We start from the raw sequence: 17,727 nt of genomic DNA on the forward strand, positions 1-17,727 counted from the left end.
GAAGGAAATGAGTTCGGTGAACCTGTTTCCCCATTTGGACTCTTGGGATCCCGCGCCCTTGCGTGTGCAGCTTGCCAAGGGCGGCTTCCATCGCGCGGCACTCCAGGAACTTGGTCTCCCGGAGCATTGGCTTCGTTCGCCCATGCGGCGCGCCGCCTTGCTCGGCCGCGCTCCCGCTGGTTCGACCATCCATACACTGATCCGGCTGTTCACCTTGGGAGACTCGGTTGAGCCGGCGGAGGCTATGATTGCGCTGGGCGAGGCGGCATCGGGTCTGTTAGAGATCGGCTTCTTGAAAGCCAGCGACGGGAAAGTCCGCTCGCTCTATCAGATTTCTCCGGTCGGTGACACTTGGGTCGCCTGTGATTTCAATCACCGGCAGGGCGAGGATGCGGACGAATTCGTGATGGGCGTGGGTCCTTCCAGCCTGCTGCTCGCCTCGCTGACGCCGCTGGTAAAGGGCCGCGTGCTCGAGCTTGCCTGTGGGATCGGCTGGCTGGCAGGTGCACTGGCTCGGAAGGGCTGCGAAGTCACGGGCACCGACCTGAATCCCCGCGCCCTTGAGTTCGCGCGCTTCTCCGCGCGGCTGGCCGGAGCGGAGGCCATCGACTTCCGCCATGGCGATGGCTTCTCGCCCGTGGCCGGTGAAACCTTCGATCTCATCGTGTCGAATCCGCCTTACGTTCAGTCACCCGGTGGCGGGATGATCTTCAAGGAAGCGCCGGCCGGCGATTCCGTCTGCGCACGGCTGCTTCGGGCGCTCCCGCAGCATCTCTCACCCGGTGGCATCGCCGTGGTGCTGATCAACTGGACGCACGCCAACGATGACGATTGGACAGAGGCTCCGCTCTCATGGGTGCCCGCCGAAGGAATGCGTCGCTGGCTTTTCCAATCCGACTGCTCCTCTCCCGCCGACTACGCCTGGAAATGGATCTCCGGTGATCTCCACTTCCAGGACGAGCAGGCAGCAGAGCAGGAAATCCAGCGCTGGCTCAGGCACTATCAGGAAATCGGCGCGCGTCGCGTCAGCGGCGGCTTCATGGTCCTCCAAAAATGCGAGCCCGGCGAGGAATGGACCCGCACCGAAAGCCGCGCCGCGGAAAGTATCGGGAGCAACGCTGGCAATGACGTGCTGCGCGTGCTCGCCAGCGAGAACTGGCTTCAAGCCGGCCATGATGTGCTCCACTCCCGCTACGAAGTGCCGGCCGGCATTGTCGCCGAAGCGCGGATGAGCCTCGGCGATGCGGGCTGGGTGCGTGACACCATCCGCCTCACCAGCCCGGCCCGGTTGTCCTACGACGGCCAGATCGACGAGAATATCCTGCGCCTCCTCGCCGTGGTCCACGCTGGCGGCACCCCCGCCGACATGGTGGCAGAAATCCGCACCCGCCCGCAATTCGCCGCCGTCCCTGATCTGCCGGAGCGTATCGCTGAACTTGTTCGGGAACTGGTATCCCACGGGATGCTAGTGCCAGTTACCGGGAGCGCGGAATTCATTCCGCCTGGACAGTAGGTTCGCTGGAAAGGTTCGCCCTGCGCCACACGTCCTGATGGAGTGATCCCCATGCGCTCGATTCTCGCGTCCCTCGTCGCCCTGTTTTCCGTCGCCGCTGCTGCCGAACCTCAGGTCTTCCCCCTGTGGCCGGATCAAGCACCGATCGGTGACGGCACCTTCGAGAAAACGGACGCGAAACTGACCCTGCACCGCCCGGAGAAACCGAATGGCACCGCACTCGTGATCTGCCCCGGCGGCGGCTACGGCACGCTGGTGAAGGACCCCGAAGGCCACGGCATCGCGAAGTGGCTGAATGCGCAGGGCATCACCGGCGTCGTGCTTGAGTATCGCCTGCCCAATGGCCGCTCAAAGGTCCCGCTGCTCGATGCCCAGCGCGCGCTCCGCACCGTGCGGGCGAATGCGAAGGACTGGGGCTGCGACCCCCGGAAAGTCGGCATCATCGGCTTCTCCGCTGGCGGCCACCTGGCTGCGACCGCGGTAACGCGCTTCGACGAAGGCGATCGCACCGCGAAAGACGCCATCGACCGCCAAAGCTGCCGGCCGGATTTTGCGGTGCTGGTTTATCCCGTGATCACCATGGGCGAGACCACGCACGGCGGTTCACGCAACAATTTGCTCGGCGCTTCGCCGACCGAGGAAGCCATCACGTATTACTCCGCGGAGAAGCAGGTCACTGCCAAGACCTCGCCGACCTTCCTCGCCCATGCCGTGGATGACCAGCTTGTGCCCGTTTCCCACAGCAAGTCGTTCTATGCCGCCCTGAAGGAAAAGCGCGTGGAGTGCGAGCTTCTGGAGCTTCCTTCCGGCGGGCACGGCCTGAATGGCTACCAGGGGCCGATGTGGGACAAGTGGCAGGCCGAGTCGCTGAAGTGGATGAAGGCGCAGAAGTTCGTGCGGTGAATTTGCGCATTGCGGGGCGCTGGGAACTCGCCAATCTGTGATGTTGCTATGAAAATCCTCACCACCATCCTCATGTCGGCAGCCGTTGCCGCATTCGCTTCCGGCGGATTTGCTGCGGAAGAAAAAGAAACCAAGGACCAGGCCAAGACCGTGACCCTGGAAGGCACCGCCACCTGCGCGAAATGCGATCTGGGAACCGCAGACACCTGCACCACCGTTCTCCAAGTGAAGGAGGGCGACAAGACCGTGGACTACTACATCACGGGTGAGCCCGACAAAGAGTTCCACAAGAAGATCTGCAAGAAATCCAAGGAGGCGAAGGCGACCGGAACCGTCAGCGAAAAGGACGGCAAGAAGACGCTCGAAGTCACCTCGATCGAAGAAAAGGCGAAGAAGTGACCGGGGGCTGCCCTAGTTCTCTGTGGGCGCGGTGGTCACGCCGCGGAAGCCACGGGTAAAGCGGACCTCAGCCATCGCATTGCGGTGGCCTGAGCGGTGCGCCCACATCGCTGCAAGATTTTCTGTCACAATTTCCGATCGGCGACGGATGATGAGCGGACCAATTCATGGACGACCGCTCACTGCTCGATCGATACCTTGCCACTCGCGACGAAAGCGCGTTTCGCGAGCTGGTGAGCCGTCATCTTGACTTGGTTCACACCGTGGCCCGGCGGGTGACCGGGAATGACGAGCTCGCCCGCGATGCCGCGCAAGCCACCTTCGTGAAGCTCGCCCGCGACGCTGCGAAGGTGCCACCTACGATTTCCCTCGTCGCATGGCTTCACCGCACCTCCCGCTGTGCCGCCGTCGACCTCGTCCGCAGCGAGGATCGCCGTCGAAAGCGCGAGCAACTCGCCCACCAGCACATGCCCATGAATGCGACTCCCGAGCCCGAATGGGAGCGGCTCGCTCCCGTGATCGATGAAGCCGTCGACTCGCTGCCCGCCGCAGACCGCGAGCTGGTGCTGGCGAAGTACTATGGAAATGAAACTTTCGCCGGCATCGCCACCCGCTTCGGCTGGACCGAGGCGAATGCCCGCAAGCGCGCATCCCGTTCGCTGGAAAAACTGCGCCATCTGTTAGGAAAACGCGACCTCACCACCACCGCCGTGGCACTGGCCACCGCCCTGCCGCTGCATTCCGTCTCACCAGCACCCTCGTCTCTAACAGGCGCGGTGCTTGCCGCCGCGTCGAAGACCGCCCCGGCCCAGACCCTTGGCTTTAATATCGCCATGACCACCGCACAGAAATCCGCCGCCGCTGCGGCAGTAGTGGCTCTTCTCGCCTCCGGCTGGACCGGGCACGCGCTGGGAAGCGCCAGTGGGCGGGAACAACAGCTTTCCTTGTCCACCGGCCGGCCGGGATCGGCGGCATCGCTCGTGACCGCAGCCGTCGATCGCCGTCCGGTGGAGGTTGATCCCGCGACCGCCTTCGAGTGCTTGCTCGCGGGTGAAGATCGCCGCACCTGGGCGGTGGTATCGAGGCTGGATGCGAAGACGATGCCGGTGTGGATGGAGAAATTGCACAAGCTCCAGGCTTCCACCCCGCGCGCATCAGCGGAGTGGGAGCGGCTGACGGAGATCGAGTCGGCCTTGTATTTCCACTGGGCGGATGCCGACCCCCAGGCCGCATGGAAGGAGGTGGCAGCGATCCCGGACTCGAACGATCACAGCGTGAGCGGGCACACGAAAGCCCTGGTGGAAAGCGTGCTCGCCGCGTGGATGCGCCGGTCTCCCGATGAAGCCTATAACGCCGCGAAGGATCACCCCGATCATGGCTATACCGCTCGTGACATGCTGATCCTGACGTGGACGCCCGAGACACTGGAGGAAAACCTGGCGAAACATGAGGACAAGCGCGACGACTTGCTTGGCTGGTTCTGCGGGTCGATTGTAGGCGACCAGGCCAAGCGCGAGGCAGTGATCAAGTATCTCCTGCAGGATCCTCCCCCGAAGGAAGCAGCCTGGGGGCGCAAGCTGTTCTTCCGGTCCTGGGGTTACGAGGACTTCCTCGCTGCAATGGCGCGCGCGGAAGAACTGAAGTTGCCCGACATGCAGAGGCTTCTTTTCCAGGACAATCTCCCTAACAACCCGATCACGGTCATGCCGTGGGCAATCTCAAAGGGCATGGCTCCCGGCGGACCGCAGTGGGAACAAGGCTATCAGCAATGGCTTCAGGTGGAGCCCGCAGAGGCGCGGGCGTGGTTCGAAACGCAGGCCCCGGCATGGGAACGCGACGGGCATGACTCGGCTGTCGCCGGATTCTTCGCCTCCGAACTGGCGATTGCCAGCCTGTCCGCAAAGTCCGGCAAGCCTGACCCGGCGGCGGAGCAGGCGGCGGCGAAGCGGCTCTCCGAATTCCTCAGCCGCTGGAGTGCGAAGGACTCCGCTGCGGAATTGAAGTGGCGCAATGCCGCTTCAAAGGAAACGCGGGATCGTCTCGCTGAAACGGAGGCATCCCGATGAAACGATACGCTTTCTTTATCGTGCTCGGCGTCGCTTGCTTTGCCGTCGGGTTCTCCAGCTATCGATTCGGTCGTGACCGGGCGATCGCGTCCGCATTTCCTGAGGATGCCGCGGAGAAGCCAGTGCAGGCCGTGGGCACCGCTGTGGAGGCGGTTTCATCACGGCCGGCCGCGGAGTTGATTTCGCTGAAGGAAAAACTGAAGCACAGCTACACGACATGCCCGTCCGCCCAGCACGATTGGATCCTGCGTGGCCAGACCGCGGCGGTGCTGGCGACGATGACGACCGCCGAGCTGAAGTCTCTGTTAGAGGAGCTCTTGTCTTGCTGTCCCCAGGCGCACTATAGGCACGTGACCGAGCCGAATCTCGTCCTGATCACAGACCTCTTGCGCGAGTGGGGTCGGAAAGACCCGGTGGCGGCGTGCAGGGCGATGGCTGATGCGGCAAGTACTGCCGATGGCCGGATGGCGGCGTTCCAGGACTGGCTGCTGCGCGATCCCTCGGCGGTGACGCGCTGGATGGCTTCCAGCGATGAGGTGCCCTCGGATTTGCGAAGGGCATGGCTCTCCGAACGGGTGAAAACCGATCCGCGCGATGCGATCCATCAGCTGGCGGGCCTCCCGCCGGAGTCGCGCGCGTCCTCGTTGATCGAGTGGAGCAGCTCCTGCGCGCTCTTGCCCGCCGAGCGGAAGGTGTTGCTGGAAGCGGTTCAGGACGATCCCGCCTTGCTGCTGAAGTGCGCGGGCCGGATCGCGGGAGCCCTGGTCGATCAGTCCGTGCAGGAAGCTTACGGATTCGTGGATAGCCTCGATCTCGACGAGGAGATGGCGACTTCACTGGACGATGGCATCTTCGCGAAATGGTCGGTCCGCGATCCTCAGGTCGCCTTTGCCGAGTGGGCGAAGCAGAAGGAAACACGGGTGCCAGACTCCTTCCTGAACGCGCTCGACACATGGAGCCTGAACTCGCCGGGTGCCGAGCAAGCGATCGAGTGGCTGGACACGGTCGAGGCCGGCCCTGCGAAGGAGAAAATCCAGGTTCACTTCATAGAGGAGCTGACCGACGGCGAGCGCTTCGAGCAAGCGGTGCGTATGGGCATGTCGATGGACAATCGCGAGGAAGGCAAGCGCCAGGTGCTGCGCACGGTGACGACGTGGAAGGAGAAATTTCCCGACCATGCCCGCGAGCGGCTAGCGGCAATGACTCGCGAAGACGGCGTGGAGGTGAAGTGACTTTACGTAGGCGCGGTGGTGACACCGCGGAAGCCACCGGTAAAGCGGTCTTCACTCTTGCTTCCGCATTCTCACGAATGTGCCTGCGGTGGCTATTACGGTCCGCCCCAACACACTCGCCGCTCGACGCGCGGGGCCCCGTGACCTTGCATGGGCGGAGCATTCTTCCTCATGCGCATCGACTGCCACGTTCACATTGTCGGCACCGGTACCGGTGACACCGGCTGCTGGTATCGGCCGAAGGGCCTCACCCGGGTCGGCGAGCCGTTCCTGGTGAAAGCCGTTGGCTTGACGGTGCGCGAGCTGCACGGGCCGGAGTTCGATCAACTCTACATCAGGAAGCTGTTAGATTTCATCCGCGGCTCATCGGTGGACCGCGCCGTCCTGCTCGCCCACGAGCTGCCGCACACGGAAGACGGCACAGCTTTGCCCGAGCGCTCGTCGCTCTACGTGCCGAATGAGTGCGTACTGAAGCTCTCCCAAGATCATCCCGAATTCCTCGCCGGTGTCTCCATTCACCCCGCGCGGAAGGATGCGATGGAGGAGCTGGAGAAATGCCTCGCCGGTGGTGCCGCCGCCCTCAAGTGCCTGCCGAACGTCCAAGGCATCGATTGGAATAACCCTCGCTACACCGCCTTCCTTGAGCGCATGGCAGAAGCCGGTCTGCCACTGCTCGCGCACACAGGCAGCGAGCGGACCATGCCCGTCATGGATCACGCTCTCGCTTCCCCACGGGTCCTCACCCGTGCTCTGGAAATTGGCGTGAAATGCATCGCCGCCCACTGCGGCACGGGCATGATGGTGCTGGATCCGGATTACTTCGACGTCTTCGCCGAGATGCTCGCGAAGCATCCGAACCTCTACGGTGACAATAGCGCCCTCGCGGGCCTGAGCTTCCGCCTGCGCCCCTCGGCGCTGCGCACCATGATCTCCGCATCCATGGACGGACGCATCCTTCATGGCAGCGACCTGCCGGTGCCACCCAGCGGCCTGCTGCCGTGGGCCTTCGGCATGATCGAGTGGGAAGATTTCATGGATAGCCGAGGCATCGCGAATCCCCTGGAACGCGACGCCCACCTGAAACGCATGATGGGCTTCAGCGAGACCTCGTTCACCCGGGCTGCAAGCGTCCTGCGCGGGGTGAAATGACGGTTGGGTCGCCCTCCGCGATCACGTGATGTTGCAAAGTGAGATCCGTGGTAATTTCCACGCATCCCCCAAACCTCCCTCTGATGAAAACCGCATCCCCCCAGCGGTCTTCGGCAAAGAGCGGCATGACCCTACTGGAACTCACCGTGGTCATCGCCGTCCTCCTCGCCCTGACCTGTATCCTGTTCCTCGGTGCCCGCGCATGGAAATCCGGTGCCGATCGCACCGCGTGCATCATGAACATCCGCAACGTGCAGACCGCTGTCCGCTCGTATCAGAATCTCTACGGCTACAATGCCGGCAGCATGCCCTATGCTGAGGGTGGCACCCAGGACATTGGCGTCCACATGCTCGCGAAGGGCTACATCTCGGAGACCCAGCTTTCCCGCATTCAGGGCGGCGAAACCTGCCAAGGTGGCGGCACCTACGACTGCGATCACAAGGACACCTTCCCGCCCGTCGGCCAGCTCTACATCACTTGCTCGCTCTCTTCGACCAAGAAGCACGAGATGAGCCCGGACGTGGAGTGGTGAGAATGGTGTGTTGCCAGAAGGCAGGGACGCTTTTTCGAAAAGCGTCCGGCTTCTAGCGCCCCACATCCCGTAGGCGCGGTGGTGACACCGCGGAGCGGTCCCTTGCTGCAGTTGGCGGCAATGAATCGCGGGAGTCATGGTGAAGCTGTCACCACCCTGCCTCCCGCATTCTCACAAACACGCCACTCACTCCCCCAGCGCCGACCTCAAATCCGACGCTGCCGAAATCGCCTTCTCCTTCGGATCCGGCGCCAGCGCGAAATCATCCTGCGGCTCTAACAAACCCGCACCGCCCTGGTTCGGAGTATCGGTCACCGGCAGCCGCGGCGCCCGCTCGATCGGTACCAGCTCCTGCAGCGTCGTATTCTCCGGAGCCGCCTGCAGGTCCTCAAACTTCCGCGCCGTCGCCAGCACGCGGGTCTCATACGACCCCACCGCCGCGTTGTAGTGCCCCACCGCATTCTCCAGCGACTTCCCGAGCTTGCCGAAGTGCCCGGCCAATGTGGAAAGCCGCTCGTGCATCGTCCGCCCCAGCACGAAGATCTCCCGCGCATTCTCCGCCAGCGCCTCCTGCCGCCAGCCATACGCCACCGCCCGCAGCAGCGCGATCAGCGTCGTCGGCGTCGCCAGGATCACCCCGTGATCCACCCCGCGCTCGATCAGCCCCGGGTCCATCTGCAGCGCCGCGGAAAAGAACGACTCACTCGGCAGGAATAGCACCGTGAATTCCGGCGCATGATCAAACTGCGCCGCATAGTTCTTCGAGGATAGCTGCGAAATGTGTGTCCGCACCTGCCGCGCATGGCGATGCAGGCATTCCTCCCGCACGCTGTCCTCCGTCGCTTCCAGCGCATCCAGATACGCATCCATCGGCGTCTTCGAGTCCACCACGATCGTCTTCCCGCCCGGCAGCCGCACCACCAGGTCCGGCCGCAGCCGCTTGCCCTCGTCCGTCGTGGTCGTCGTCTGCGTTTCGAAATCGCAATGCTCCTGCATCCCGGCCATCTCCACCACGCGTCGCAGCTGGATTTCCCCCCACTGGCCGCGGCCGGTCGGCTGCCGTAGTGCCTTCACCAGCTGGGAGGTCTCGCGCTGCAGGCCGAGCTGGCCCTCGGAGAGCGTCTTCACCTGCGTTCTCAGCTCCGCGTAGGCACCCTCGCGCGCCTTCTCGATGTCCCCGATCCGGGTCTCGAATTTCCCCAGCGACTCCGCCACCGGCTTCACCAGGCTCTCGATCGCCATCTTGCGCTTCTCCAGATCGCCCTTCGCCTCCTCGGTGTGGGCGCTCAGCGAGGTCTTCGCCAGATGTAGGAATTGCTCCGAGGACGACCGCAGCACATCCGCCGAGAGCGCCTTGAAAGTATCGGAAAGCCGCTGCTCCGCCGTCTCCAGCAGCGCCTGCTTCTCCGCGGCGGACTTGGTCTCCTCCTCCAGCCGCGTCCGGGTCTCGGTGAGCTGGGTTTGGTAAATCCGGCTGGATTTCTCATGCTCCGCGCCCTCGGCGGCGGCGGCCACCAGCCGGGCCTCCAGCTCGGCACTGCGCCGCTCCTCGCCCTTGATCTGCTCCTCGAACCGAGCCTTCCGCCCGGACAAGGCCAGCAGGGTGATCAGCCAGCCGAAAAATCCCCCGGCGAGGGCACTGAGGATCCACGGCAGGGCGGCTTCGAGTTCGGGCGGCATGGCGCAGGCGGAAAAAGGGAGGTGGCGGCGATGTTCGGATTGTTCCTTGCGGATGGCAAAGTGCGCGGCATCGTTCCGTCCGTCGCGCGCCCACCGGGGTACCGGTCAGGCTCCGCGAACGCAAATTCAAACCGACTCACCATCATGGCCCACACTCTTCCGCCCCTCGGATACGCTTTCGACGCGCTCGAACCCCACATCGACGCCAAGACCATGGAGATCCACCACGACAAGCATCACAATGCCTACGTGACCAATCTCAACGCCGCCATCGCCGGTAAGGCCGACCTCGAGGCCAAGAGCGTCGAGGCCCTCATCGCCGACCTCGCCTCCGTTCCGGACGACATCCGCGGCCCGGTCCGCAACAACGGCGGGGGCCACGTCAATCACACCTTCTTCTGGAAGGTCATCGCCCCCGGCGGTGCCAAGGCCCCGACCGCCGAAGTCGCCGCCGCCATCGACAAGGCCTTCGGCTCCTTCGATGCCTTCAAGGAAGCCTTCGCCAAGGCCGGCGCCACCCGCTTCGGCTCCGGCTGGGCCTGGCTCCTCAAGGCCGCCGATGGCTCCCTCTCGATCGGCTCCACCCCGAACCAGGACACCCCGCTCATGGGCAAGGCCGTCGCCGGCATCGAAGGCACCCCGATCCTCGCCCTCGACGTCTGGGAACACGCCTACTACCTCAACTACCAAAACCGCCGCCCCGACTACATCACCGCCTTCTGGAACGTGGTGAACTGGGACGTCGTCGCCGCGAATTTCGCGGCTTGAGGTTTCCCGGGTTCGCTCTGAATGGGCAGCCCTACTAACAAATCATCCAACGACGGCCGCCGGGATTCCGGCGGCCGTTTTTGTTTGGGCTGCAATTGATTAGGCAGCGCATTGGGAACACGGACGTGAGGTCTCGATGCTATCCGGAGCACTGGTTGGGAGCGGATCATCCCAGTGACCGCAGCTGGTTTTCCGGTTAGATCACCGCCTTTTGCCGACGTTTCGTGCGGTCAGTAAGCCCGTGCGGATTGCAGTGCCTTTTCCACTCCTGAAAGGCGAAACGGTAAGCGGAATGATCTTGCAAAACGGCGGTGTTTAAAATGGTCTAACGGATGCCATGAAAAAGTCCAAACTGTCCATATTGTCCGCCGCCGCGGTGCTTGTGTTACAACCCGTCGTCTCCCAAGGAGCGCCTGATCCCACGCTGCCCAAGAAGAAGGTGCTGGTCACCCAGGTCATCACCTACAATCTGGCGGCCGGGGCAACGAGTCCGGCTTACACGCTGCCGGCGAACAAGTCGGTGACCGTCACGGGCAACTGCTTGACCCTTGGTACTCGAGGAGTGGGCAGCGCCACGATCTTGCAAGTAACGGAGCCGAGCGGCACTCCTTCCTTTCTCGAATGGGTCGGTCTTGAATCCTCCTCTGGTTCCTCGATCACCGAAGGGGTCTCCTCGAGTCTTGGCACCCACATCCTGTATATCGACTTCGGCCATGTGGTTGATATCGAGGTACAGTCTGCGAACAGCTTCAGAATTCACAATGGCTCGGGCGGAGTCCGCACGGGCGAAGTGACGTTGACCTACTACAAGTAAGTCGGACGACTCGGTTTCCGAGGTTAGGTTTCTTCGATCCGGTTCGGCAGAAAGTTGCCGGACCGGATCTGCTTTTTTTAGGGGGCGCTGGCATGGTGCTTCGTGGACGGGACCACTCCTTGAAGATTGAGCCCATTCGGCAAATGGCTTCTCGAATGGGCATCCTGAAGTGATTCCGCTTTTCCGCCCTCCTAGGCATACCGGAATATCGGAATCCGGCGGGATCCAGAGCCGCGGCACCTAGGCCATTCCCTTAATTCCCGTATAGATGCATTCGGGAATACGGGAATTCCGCCGACCCACGAAAACGGGCCGGGCCGTGGGCCATCATGAGCGGGAAAGTGCGGATTAACTTGAACAAGCGGACTTTCCCCGGACGCTACAAGGCGACTCTCCCAATCAGATCACCCGTTCCCTCATGACCGCCACGACCTGCCGTTCCGCCTTGCTGGTGCTCGCTCTCGCGACTTGCCAGACTTTGCCCGTCTTTTCCCAGGACGCTGCCGCGCCCGCGGTGCCGGTGCCAGCGCCCGAGGTGTCCGACGCGATCAACAAGGTCTATCCCGCGCTGGTCCGCATTTATGTGGTCATGGAAGAGGGGGCCGATGGGACGATGAAGAAGATGCAGGGTAGCGGCTCCGGCACGATCATTTCGCCCGAGGGCCACGTGCTGACGAATCACCACGTCGCCGGCCGCGGCACCCGCTTCGTCTGCACGCTTTCCAATCACGATGAGGTCGACGCCACGCTGGTGGGCACCGACGCGCTCGCCGACCTCGCCATCCTGAAGCTCGACCTGAGCACCCGCCGTTTCAAGGACCAGCCGCTGGCTGTGGCGGGCTTCGGCGATTCGGATAAGCTCAAGACCGGCGACCTCGTCTTCGCCATGGGCAGTCCGGGCGGGCTTTCGCAATCGGTCACCCGCGGCATCGTGGCGAATACCGAGATGATCGTGCCACGCCACCAGATCGGCCTGACGCTCGATGGCGAAAAGGTCGGCGAGCTGGTCCGTTGGATCGGCCACGATGCGATCATCTATCCCGGCAACAGCGGCGGTCCCTTGGTCAATCCGGCCGGCGAAATCGTCGGCGTGAATGAAGTGGGCATCGCCAGCCTCGGCGGCGCGATTCCCTCGAACCTCGCGAAGAAGGTCGCGGCCGAGCTGATCGATCGGGGCCACGTCACGCGCAGCTGGATCGGCCTGGAACCGCAAGCGCTCCTCCGCAGCATGGCGAACCAGAAGGGAGCACTGGTGGCATCCATCTGGAAAGGCAGCCCGGCCGATCAGGCCGGCATCAAGCCGGGTGACTTCATCACCGCCTATCAGGACACGCCGCTGCCGGATTGCCACGCCGCGGAAGACCTGCCGATTTTCAATGCGATGGTCCTCAACACCAAGCCGGGCACCGAGGTCACCCTCGCCGGCATGCACGATGGCCAGCCACATACCTGGAAGCTCACCACCGTGCTCCGCGAACCGACCCTCGACAAGGAAGCCGAGCTGCGCGAGTGGGGCCTGACCACCCGCGACTTCACGCTGGTCTCCGCGCTTGAGAAATCGCGCGACAACAAGGACGGCGTGCTCGTCGATACCACCCGCGCCGGTGGTCCTTCGGCGGAAGCGAAGCCACCCCTGCGCGGCGGCGATGTGATCACGAAGGTAGGCGGCAAGCCGGTGAAGAGCCGCGCCGAGCTGATCGCCTTCACCACCGATTTCGTCAAGGACATCACCGAACCGAAGCCGCTGCTGGTCGAGTTCGAGCGGGATCGCCAGCACTACGCCACCGTGGTGAAGGTCGGCCCGCCGAAGGAGCCGGTGAAGCCGCGCCTGGCCGAGAAGGCATGGATGGGTCTCGCCACCCAGGTCATCACCGATGAGCTCGCAACCGCGATGGGCATCGCTGGCAAGAAGGGCGTGCGCATCACCTCGCTTGCGCCGGATTCCCCGGCGAAGCGCGCGGGTTTGTTGGAGGGCGACCTATTGCTGAAGCTCGATGGCAAGGTGATCAACGCTCGCCGTCCGGAAGACTCCGAGGTCTTTCCCGAGCTCATCCTGGCCTATCCTGTGGACGCCACCGTGGAGCTCACCGGCATGCGCGATGGCCAGCCGCAGACGTGGAATGTCTCGCTCGCCGCCCGACCGATCGACGATAGCGAGCTGCGCGAGTACAAGGACGAACTCTTCGAGTTCACCGCCCGCCAGCTTTCCACCGCGCAGAAGGACAAGATGAAGGAGGACCTGGAGCAGGAGCCGGCCGGCATGTCGGTGCTGAAGGTGGAGCCCAGCGGTTGGGCCGCCCTCGGCGGACTCGCTCCGGATGATGTGATCCTCACCATCGACGGTGCACCGATGAATGAAATCGATGCCCTCAAGGCGAAACTGCTCTCGCTCCGGGATAGCAAACCGCGCAGTGTCGTCTTCGGCATCCGCCGCGGCCCGCGCACGTGGTTCCTCGAAATCGAACCCCGCTGGTAATCTCACCTCCCATCGATCATCCACTATCTTCCATCTCTGACCATGTTCCGCACCATCGCCCTCGCCCTTGCAGCGACCACCGCTCTCGCCTCCGCTTCCACCGCTGACCTTCGCGACATCGGCAAGAAGCTCTCCGCCGAGCATAAGGACGCCATCGTCTGGCTCTCCGTTCTCGCCAAGACCAGCATGACCACCGAGGGCGAGGTGCCCGCCCAGATCAAGGCCGCGCTCGCCGCCCAGGAAAAGGAAGAGAAGAGCGAGGTCACCGGCACCGTCATCGACGCCAAGAGCGGCATGATCGTCACCGCGCTCGGCGGCCTCGACAAATCATCCGTGATGGACGGCCAGACCGTCAATACGCCGATGGGTGTCATCAAGCTGAGGTCGAACTCCGAGATCAAGGAAGTGAAGGTCATCACCTCCGACGGCTCGGAGATCCCGGCCGATCTCGTGCTGAAGGATGCCGACCTCGGCCTGGCCTTCATCAAGATCCGCATGGACAGCGAGGAGGCCAAGGGCGTCGAACTGCAGTCCATCAGTCTCGCCGACTCCGCCAAGGGCGAGGTGCTGGACGAGTGCATCGCGCTCGGCCGCCTCGATGAATCGCTCAACCGCGAAGCCAGCCTGATCACCACCGAGATCTCCGGCGTCACAACCCGTCCGCGCACTTTCTATCGCGTCAACACGGACACCATCGGCTGCCCGGTGTATCTCGCCAACGGCAAGCTGCTCGGCGTCTCCGTGCTGCGGAATCCGAAGGGCAACTCCTCCCGCAGCGGCCAGATCCAGGTCTCGCCCGTCATCCTTCCCGCCGCCGACATCGCCAAGGTCGCCGAACAGGCGAAGGACGCGAAGCCGGTCGAAGCTCCAAAGGCGGAAGAGAAGCCAGCCGAGGAGAAGCCCGCTGAAGCCAAGCCTGCCGACAAGAAGGAAGGCGAGTGAGTGAAGCGAACTGTCTAACAGCTACCACGTTTCGATCTAAAGAACAAAGCCGCCCGCGGAAAACCCGGGCGGCTTTTGTTTTGTTCCTTCGTCACAGGCCTTCCAGAGAGTCGGTCTTCAGACCAGCATTAGGGATGTAAGAGCCCCGACCGACGAAAACGAGGAGGTTCCTGCCACGCTCAGGGCGCTACTTGATCGAGCCCACCAGATGAAACCTCACGGCCAGCTTCGGGTTCACCGTCATCACGGCCATCGTCCGGATGATCGGCAGGCCGAAGTCTTCGTAGTCCAGCGTGGCGGTGCCATCGATGGTGACCCAGTCGCCATCCTTCTGCGTGGTGTAGGGAAATGAGATCGCTTTCGTGATGCCGTGGATCTTGAGATTGCCCATCGCGTAATTCTTGCCCTTGTCAGTCCACGTTTTGGTGAAGGTGAAGCTGCCTTCCGGTGCGCCGCCACCGAGCCACTTGATCATTTCCTGGTCGCGTTTCTCTTCGCTGGTTTTCAGGTCGGCGAATTTCCACGTGAGATCGACACCGGTCGGCTTGAGCGTGGTGTCATCACCGGTGATCTTTGCCGAGAAGTCGGAAAGGGTGCCGGTGAATTCGTGTCCGGTGGCCTTGGCATCGACCTGGATACGGCTCTTTGCCTTGTCCACCTTCAGCGTTCCGGCGGTGGCCAGGAGGGGGAATGACATGAGGGAGCAGAGGAGTAGCTTCATGGCGTTGCGGGGATTTGCTTGCACTACCTTCTACTCGATCCCGGCGTTCGTCCCGGACAAACTTCAACCCAAAGTGGACGCCGCTACTCAACCGACCACGATTCACCGACCCGGCCAATCATAAAGCGGTCGGCCTCAATGCCCCTTCGTTCCAACTCCGCGGCGAGTCGCAAAGGTGGCTCGCCAAGCGGTTCATCGGTGAGGCGGAAGGTGCCCCAGTGCATCGCCACGGCACGCTTGCAGCGTGTTTCTTCAAAAACCTGCACCGCTTCTTCCGGGTTCATGTGCATCGGCCTCATGAACCACCGCGGCGAATAGGCGCCGATGGGAATCATGCCGAAGTCGATCGGTCCCAGCTTCTCAACGATCTCGCGGAAAGCCGGGCACCAGCCGCTGTCGCCGGTGTGCCAGAGCTTCACTCCACCGCTTTCTAACAGCCATCCACACCAGTGGGCTCTGTTGCGATCGAAGGGCGTGCGCGCCGTGAAGTGCTGTCCCGGCGTGGCGGTGACGCGGATGCCGGGGACGACCTCAGCGGAAGCAAACCACGGCAGTTCCGTGACGTCAGGGAATCCCTTCCTCTTCAACCATGGGGAATGACCTTCTGGCACCATGAGTGGAGTCCGCGATCCGATGCTCCGCAAGCTTGGCAGATCGAGATGATCGTAGTGCGAGTGAGTGAGCAGCACGGCATCGATTCCGGGAAGTTGATCGATCCAGCACGGCGGCGGAACCAAGCGCTTGAGCGACGGCAAAGGCAGCGGTGCGCAATAGTCCGAGAAGACCGGATCCACCAGCAGGTTCTTTCCCGCGGTCTGCAGGAGAAAGGATGCATGGCCGAGCCAGGTGACCCGCCAGCCACGTACAGGAGCATCTTCCAATATCATCCGGACCGTGGCCGCCGGTTCATCGGGAGCACCCGAGGGCGGATCCTTCGGCGCGATCCCAAGCTTCCAGCGCAGCACGTCGCCGAAGCCGTGTTCTTCTTGGATCCAGGGATTGGTGAAGGTGCCCATGGCGGCAAGCGGGAGACCACACCGAAGCCGCAATTCCGGTGGGCGCAAGTGCAGTTCGCAATGAGTCGGTTAGATTGCCAGATTTCGCGACGGCAATAGAATGCGATCCTTGCCCCGAGATCCTTTTTCGGTGATATCCCAGCCCATGAAGACGCCTCTTTCTCTTTTTCCCGCTGCGGCTTTGGCAGTGCTTCTCTCCACACCTGCTTTCGCCCGTGGAGGAGATGACGGCCCGGCGAACGATACCGCCAAGTTTGAAACGGCGGATGCCGATGACAGTGGCGCACTTACGCTGGCTGAATTCCGCACCACCTTTTCCGGCGGCACCCGCGAGGCGAAGATCCTCGAAAAGTTCAACAAGGCCGACACCAGCAACGATGATCTCGTGACGCTCGCAGAGTGGCTCGTCTACAAGGACGACACGCTGCCGGAAAACGAGAACGATGATACCGCGAAGTTCAATGCGGCGGATGCTGACTCAAGCGGCTTCCTCACGCTTGAGGAATTCGCCACCACGCTCGCGGGCAAGAAGCCGTTGATCGAAATTCGCGCCCGCTTCCTGAAGGCGGACACCGATGACGATGATCTCGTCTCGCTTGCCGAGTGGAATGTCTACAAGAACGACAACCTGCCGGATGATTCGAATGGCCGCCCGAGGAAGTTCGACCTCGCCGATCTGGATGGCAGCGACGATCTCACGCCAGACGAATTCGCCGGCGTCTATCCGCCCTCCACGAAATTTGCGGTGGTGATGAAGAAGTTCGACAAGTACGACCGCAACGACGACGGCGTGCTCACCCGTGACGAGTGGAATCCGGGTAAGCGCGGCTCCAATCCTTGAAATACCTCAAGCTTCCGGCGACCGGTTCATATCCGTGGCACGCCACAGATACCACGCGGCAATCGACCGGTGCGGTCGAAACCGCTCGCCGAGTTCCAACAGCTCCTTCGGCTTCGGCATCTCGTCGAGGTCGTAGGCGATCTTGTAGCCGGCGCGCACGCCGAAGTCATCCACCGGCCACACGTCCGGACGGCCGAGCGTGAAGATCAGCAGCATCTCCACCGTCCAGCGTCCCACGCCGCGCACTTGGGTGAGCCGCTCGATGATCTCTTCATCCGGAAGCGCCGCGATGGCCTTCGAGCCCGGCACCACTCCGGACAAGGTCTTCTCGGCGATATCGCGGATGGCAGCAGCCTTTGCCCGTGAAAAGCCCACGGCACGCAGCTGCTCATCCGTCACCTTGTCGAGTGCCTGTGGTCCGGGAAAGCGGCCGCCGAAGAGCCCGCGGAAGCGCCCTAGGATCGTCTGTGCCGCCTTGCCGTGGAGCTGCTGGTGCGCCACCGCATTGACCAGGGATTGGAAGGGCGTGCGACTGCTCTCGATCTCCAGCAGGCAAGGTCCCACGCGACGGACCAGAGCCTTCATGGAGGGGCAGCTTCGTTGCAAGCGCGCCACGGCCTTCGAGTGATCCACGTTCATCGTGCCCTATCCCTGCGCAGCCAGCGCCCGGCGTC

16 protein-coding genes are annotated in these 17,727 nt (G+C 63.0%); 12 read left to right on the forward strand and 4 right to left on the reverse strand.

From position 1 onward, the window contains the following. Positions 1 to 7 precede the first annotated feature (7 nt). The 7 genes from WKV53_RS26915 to WKV53_RS26945 all read left to right on the forward strand — a co-directional run bounded on the left by WKV53_RS26915 (position 8) and on the right by WKV53_RS26945 (position 7,795). A complete protein-coding gene (locus WKV53_RS26915; RefSeq protein ID WP_341407944.1) occupies positions 8 to 1,513 on the forward strand; it encodes a methyltransferase in 1,506 nt (501 codons plus the stop codon). Positions 1,514 to 1,564: 51 nt separating this feature from the next. Next, positions 1,565 to 2,416: an alpha/beta hydrolase gene (locus WKV53_RS26920; RefSeq protein WP_341407945.1), complete on the forward strand. Its 852-nt coding sequence runs from the start codon at positions 1,565 to 1,567 to the stop codon at positions 2,414 to 2,416. A gap of 48 nt (positions 2,417 to 2,464) precedes the next feature. Continuing rightward, complete coding sequence (locus tag WKV53_RS26925) at positions 2,465 to 2,815, forward strand: DUF6370 family protein (protein WP_341407946.1); 351 nt, start codon at positions 2,465 to 2,467, stop codon at positions 2,813 to 2,815. Positions 2,816 to 2,982: 167 nt separating this feature from the next. Next, entirely contained in the window at positions 2,983 to 4,881 is a 1,899-nt protein-coding gene (locus WKV53_RS26930; protein ID WP_341407947.1) for an RNA polymerase sigma factor, read from the forward strand. Beyond that, positions 4,878 to 6,113, forward strand: coding sequence for a hypothetical protein (locus tag WKV53_RS26935; protein WP_341407948.1), 1,236 nt, complete (start codon positions 4,878 to 4,880; stop codon positions 6,111 to 6,113). The genes WKV53_RS26930 and WKV53_RS26935 overlap by 4 nt, the downstream gene beginning before the upstream one ends. A gap of 171 nt (positions 6,114 to 6,284) precedes the next feature. Beyond that, on the forward strand, positions 6,285 to 7,262 hold the full coding sequence (locus WKV53_RS26940) for an amidohydrolase family protein (RefSeq protein WP_341407949.1): 978 nt from the start codon (positions 6,285 to 6,287) through the stop codon (positions 7,260 to 7,262). A gap of 83 nt (positions 7,263 to 7,345) precedes the next feature. Then, on the forward strand, positions 7,346 to 7,795 hold the full coding sequence (locus WKV53_RS26945; protein ID WP_341407950.1) for a type II secretion system protein: 450 nt from the start codon (positions 7,346 to 7,348) through the stop codon (positions 7,793 to 7,795). Between the two features lie 186 nt (positions 7,796 to 7,981). Here WKV53_RS26945 and WKV53_RS26950 read toward each other — a convergent pair whose 3' ends face one another. Beyond that, the gene (locus WKV53_RS26950) at positions 7,982 to 9,475 is read right to left on the reverse strand and encodes a DNA recombination protein RmuC (protein WP_341407951.1); all 1,494 of its coding nucleotides are present in this window, start codon (positions 9,473 to 9,475) and stop codon (positions 7,982 to 7,984) included. A gap of 144 nt (positions 9,476 to 9,619) precedes the next feature. Here WKV53_RS26950 and WKV53_RS26955 point away from each other — a divergent pair, with 144 nt between their 5' ends. The 4 genes from WKV53_RS26955 (at position 9,620) to WKV53_RS26970 (ending at position 14,475) form a co-directional block, all read left to right on the forward strand. Further along, positions 9,620 to 10,243, forward strand: coding sequence for a superoxide dismutase (locus tag WKV53_RS26955; RefSeq protein WP_341407952.1), 624 nt, complete (start codon positions 9,620 to 9,622; stop codon positions 10,241 to 10,243). A gap of 337 nt (positions 10,244 to 10,580) precedes the next feature. Next, positions 10,581 to 11,057 (forward strand): hypothetical protein, encoded by a 477-nt coding sequence (locus tag WKV53_RS26960; RefSeq protein WP_341407953.1) that lies wholly within the window; start codon positions 10,581 to 10,583, stop codon positions 11,055 to 11,057. A gap of 418 nt (positions 11,058 to 11,475) precedes the next feature. Continuing rightward, positions 11,476 to 13,533 carry a PDZ domain-containing protein gene (locus WKV53_RS26965; protein WP_341407954.1) on the forward strand — a complete coding sequence of 686 codons (2,058 nt, stop codon included), beginning with the start codon at positions 11,476 to 11,478 and terminating at the stop codon, positions 13,531 to 13,533. Positions 13,534 to 13,575: 42 nt separating this feature from the next. Then, positions 13,576 to 14,475 carry a trypsin-like peptidase domain-containing protein gene (locus tag WKV53_RS26970; RefSeq protein WP_341407955.1) on the forward strand — a complete coding sequence of 300 codons (900 nt, stop codon included), beginning with the start codon at positions 13,576 to 13,578 and terminating at the stop codon, positions 14,473 to 14,475. Positions 14,476 to 14,662: 187 nt separating this feature from the next. On the opposite strand, the gene WKV53_RS26975 is transcribed toward WKV53_RS26970, so the two are convergent. Together WKV53_RS26975 and WKV53_RS26980 are read right to left on the reverse strand one after the other, a co-directional pair. Then, a complete protein-coding gene (locus tag WKV53_RS26975; protein WP_341407956.1) occupies positions 14,663 to 15,172 on the reverse strand; it encodes a YceI family protein in 510 nt (169 codons plus the stop codon). Between the two features lie 107 nt (positions 15,173 to 15,279). Beyond that, positions 15,280 to 16,212 carry an MBL fold metallo-hydrolase gene (locus WKV53_RS26980; RefSeq protein ID WP_341407957.1) on the reverse strand — a complete coding sequence of 311 codons (933 nt, stop codon included), beginning with the start codon at positions 16,210 to 16,212 and terminating at the stop codon, positions 15,280 to 15,282. Positions 16,213 to 16,357: 145 nt separating this feature from the next. Here WKV53_RS26980 and WKV53_RS26985 point away from each other — a divergent pair, with 145 nt between their 5' ends. Next, a complete protein-coding gene (locus WKV53_RS26985; RefSeq protein ID WP_341407958.1) occupies positions 16,358 to 17,053 on the forward strand; it encodes an EF-hand domain-containing protein in 696 nt (231 codons plus the stop codon). A 6-nt stretch (positions 17,054 to 17,059) separates the two neighbouring features. Here the strand turns inward: WKV53_RS26985 and WKV53_RS26990 are convergent, their stop codons facing one another. Then, on the reverse strand, positions 17,060 to 17,638 hold the full coding sequence (locus WKV53_RS26990; protein WP_341407959.1) for a DNA-3-methyladenine glycosylase family protein: 579 nt from the start codon (positions 17,636 to 17,638) through the stop codon (positions 17,060 to 17,062). Between the last annotated feature and the right edge of the window lie 89 nt (positions 17,639 to 17,727).

The sequence above is a fragment of the Luteolibacter sp. Y139 genome, from assembly GCF_038066715.1.
In the GTDB taxonomy this organism is placed as follows: domain Bacteria; phylum Verrucomicrobiota; class Verrucomicrobiia; order Verrucomicrobiales; family Akkermansiaceae; genus Haloferula; species Haloferula soli.

Excerpts from the sequence above, each read along its gene's own strand:
- WKV53_RS26985 (WP_341407958.1), top strand. The coding sequence starts at position 16,358 with ATGAAGACGCCTCTTTCTCTTTTTCCCGCTGCGGCTTTGGCAGTGCTT.
- WKV53_RS26930 (WP_341407947.1), top strand. The coding sequence starts at position 2,983 with ATGGACGACCGCTCACTGCTCGATCGATACCTTGCCACTCGCGACGAA.
- WKV53_RS26925 (WP_341407946.1), top strand. The coding sequence starts at position 2,465 with ATGAAAATCCTCACCACCATCCTCATGTCGGCAGCCGTTGCCGCATTC.
- WKV53_RS26990 (WP_341407959.1), bottom strand. The coding sequence starts at position 17,638 with ATGAAGGCTCTGGTCCGTCGCGTGGGACCTTGCCTGCTGGAGATCGAG.
- WKV53_RS26945 (WP_341407950.1), top strand. The coding sequence starts at position 7,346 with ATGAAAACCGCATCCCCCCAGCGGTCTTCGGCAAAGAGCGGCATGACC.
- WKV53_RS26970 (WP_341407955.1), top strand. The coding sequence starts at position 13,576 with ATGTTCCGCACCATCGCCCTCGCCCTTGCAGCGACCACCGCTCTCGCC.
- WKV53_RS26965 (WP_341407954.1), top strand. The coding sequence starts at position 11,476 with ATGACCGCCACGACCTGCCGTTCCGCCTTGCTGGTGCTCGCTCTCGCG.
- WKV53_RS26940 (WP_341407949.1), top strand. The coding sequence starts at position 6,285 with ATGCGCATCGACTGCCACGTTCACATTGTCGGCACCGGTACCGGTGAC.
- WKV53_RS26955 (WP_341407952.1), top strand. The coding sequence starts at position 9,620 with ATGGCCCACACTCTTCCGCCCCTCGGATACGCTTTCGACGCGCTCGAA.
- WKV53_RS26920 (WP_341407945.1), top strand. The coding sequence starts at position 1,565 with ATGCGCTCGATTCTCGCGTCCCTCGTCGCCCTGTTTTCCGTCGCCGCT.
- WKV53_RS26980 (WP_341407957.1), bottom strand. The coding sequence starts at position 16,212 with ATGGGCACCTTCACCAATCCCTGGATCCAAGAAGAACACGGCTTCGGC.
- WKV53_RS26975 (WP_341407956.1), bottom strand. The coding sequence starts at position 15,172 with ATGTCATTCCCCCTCCTGGCCACCGCCGGAACGCTGAAGGTGGACAAG.
- WKV53_RS26935 (WP_341407948.1), top strand. The coding sequence starts at position 4,878 with ATGAAACGATACGCTTTCTTTATCGTGCTCGGCGTCGCTTGCTTTGCC.
- WKV53_RS26950 (WP_341407951.1), bottom strand. The coding sequence starts at position 9,475 with ATGCCGCCCGAACTCGAAGCCGCCCTGCCGTGGATCCTCAGTGCCCTC.
- WKV53_RS26915 (WP_341407944.1), top strand. The coding sequence starts at position 8 with ATGAGTTCGGTGAACCTGTTTCCCCATTTGGACTCTTGGGATCCCGCG.
- WKV53_RS26960 (WP_341407953.1), top strand. The coding sequence starts at position 10,581 with ATGAAAAAGTCCAAACTGTCCATATTGTCCGCCGCCGCGGTGCTTGTG.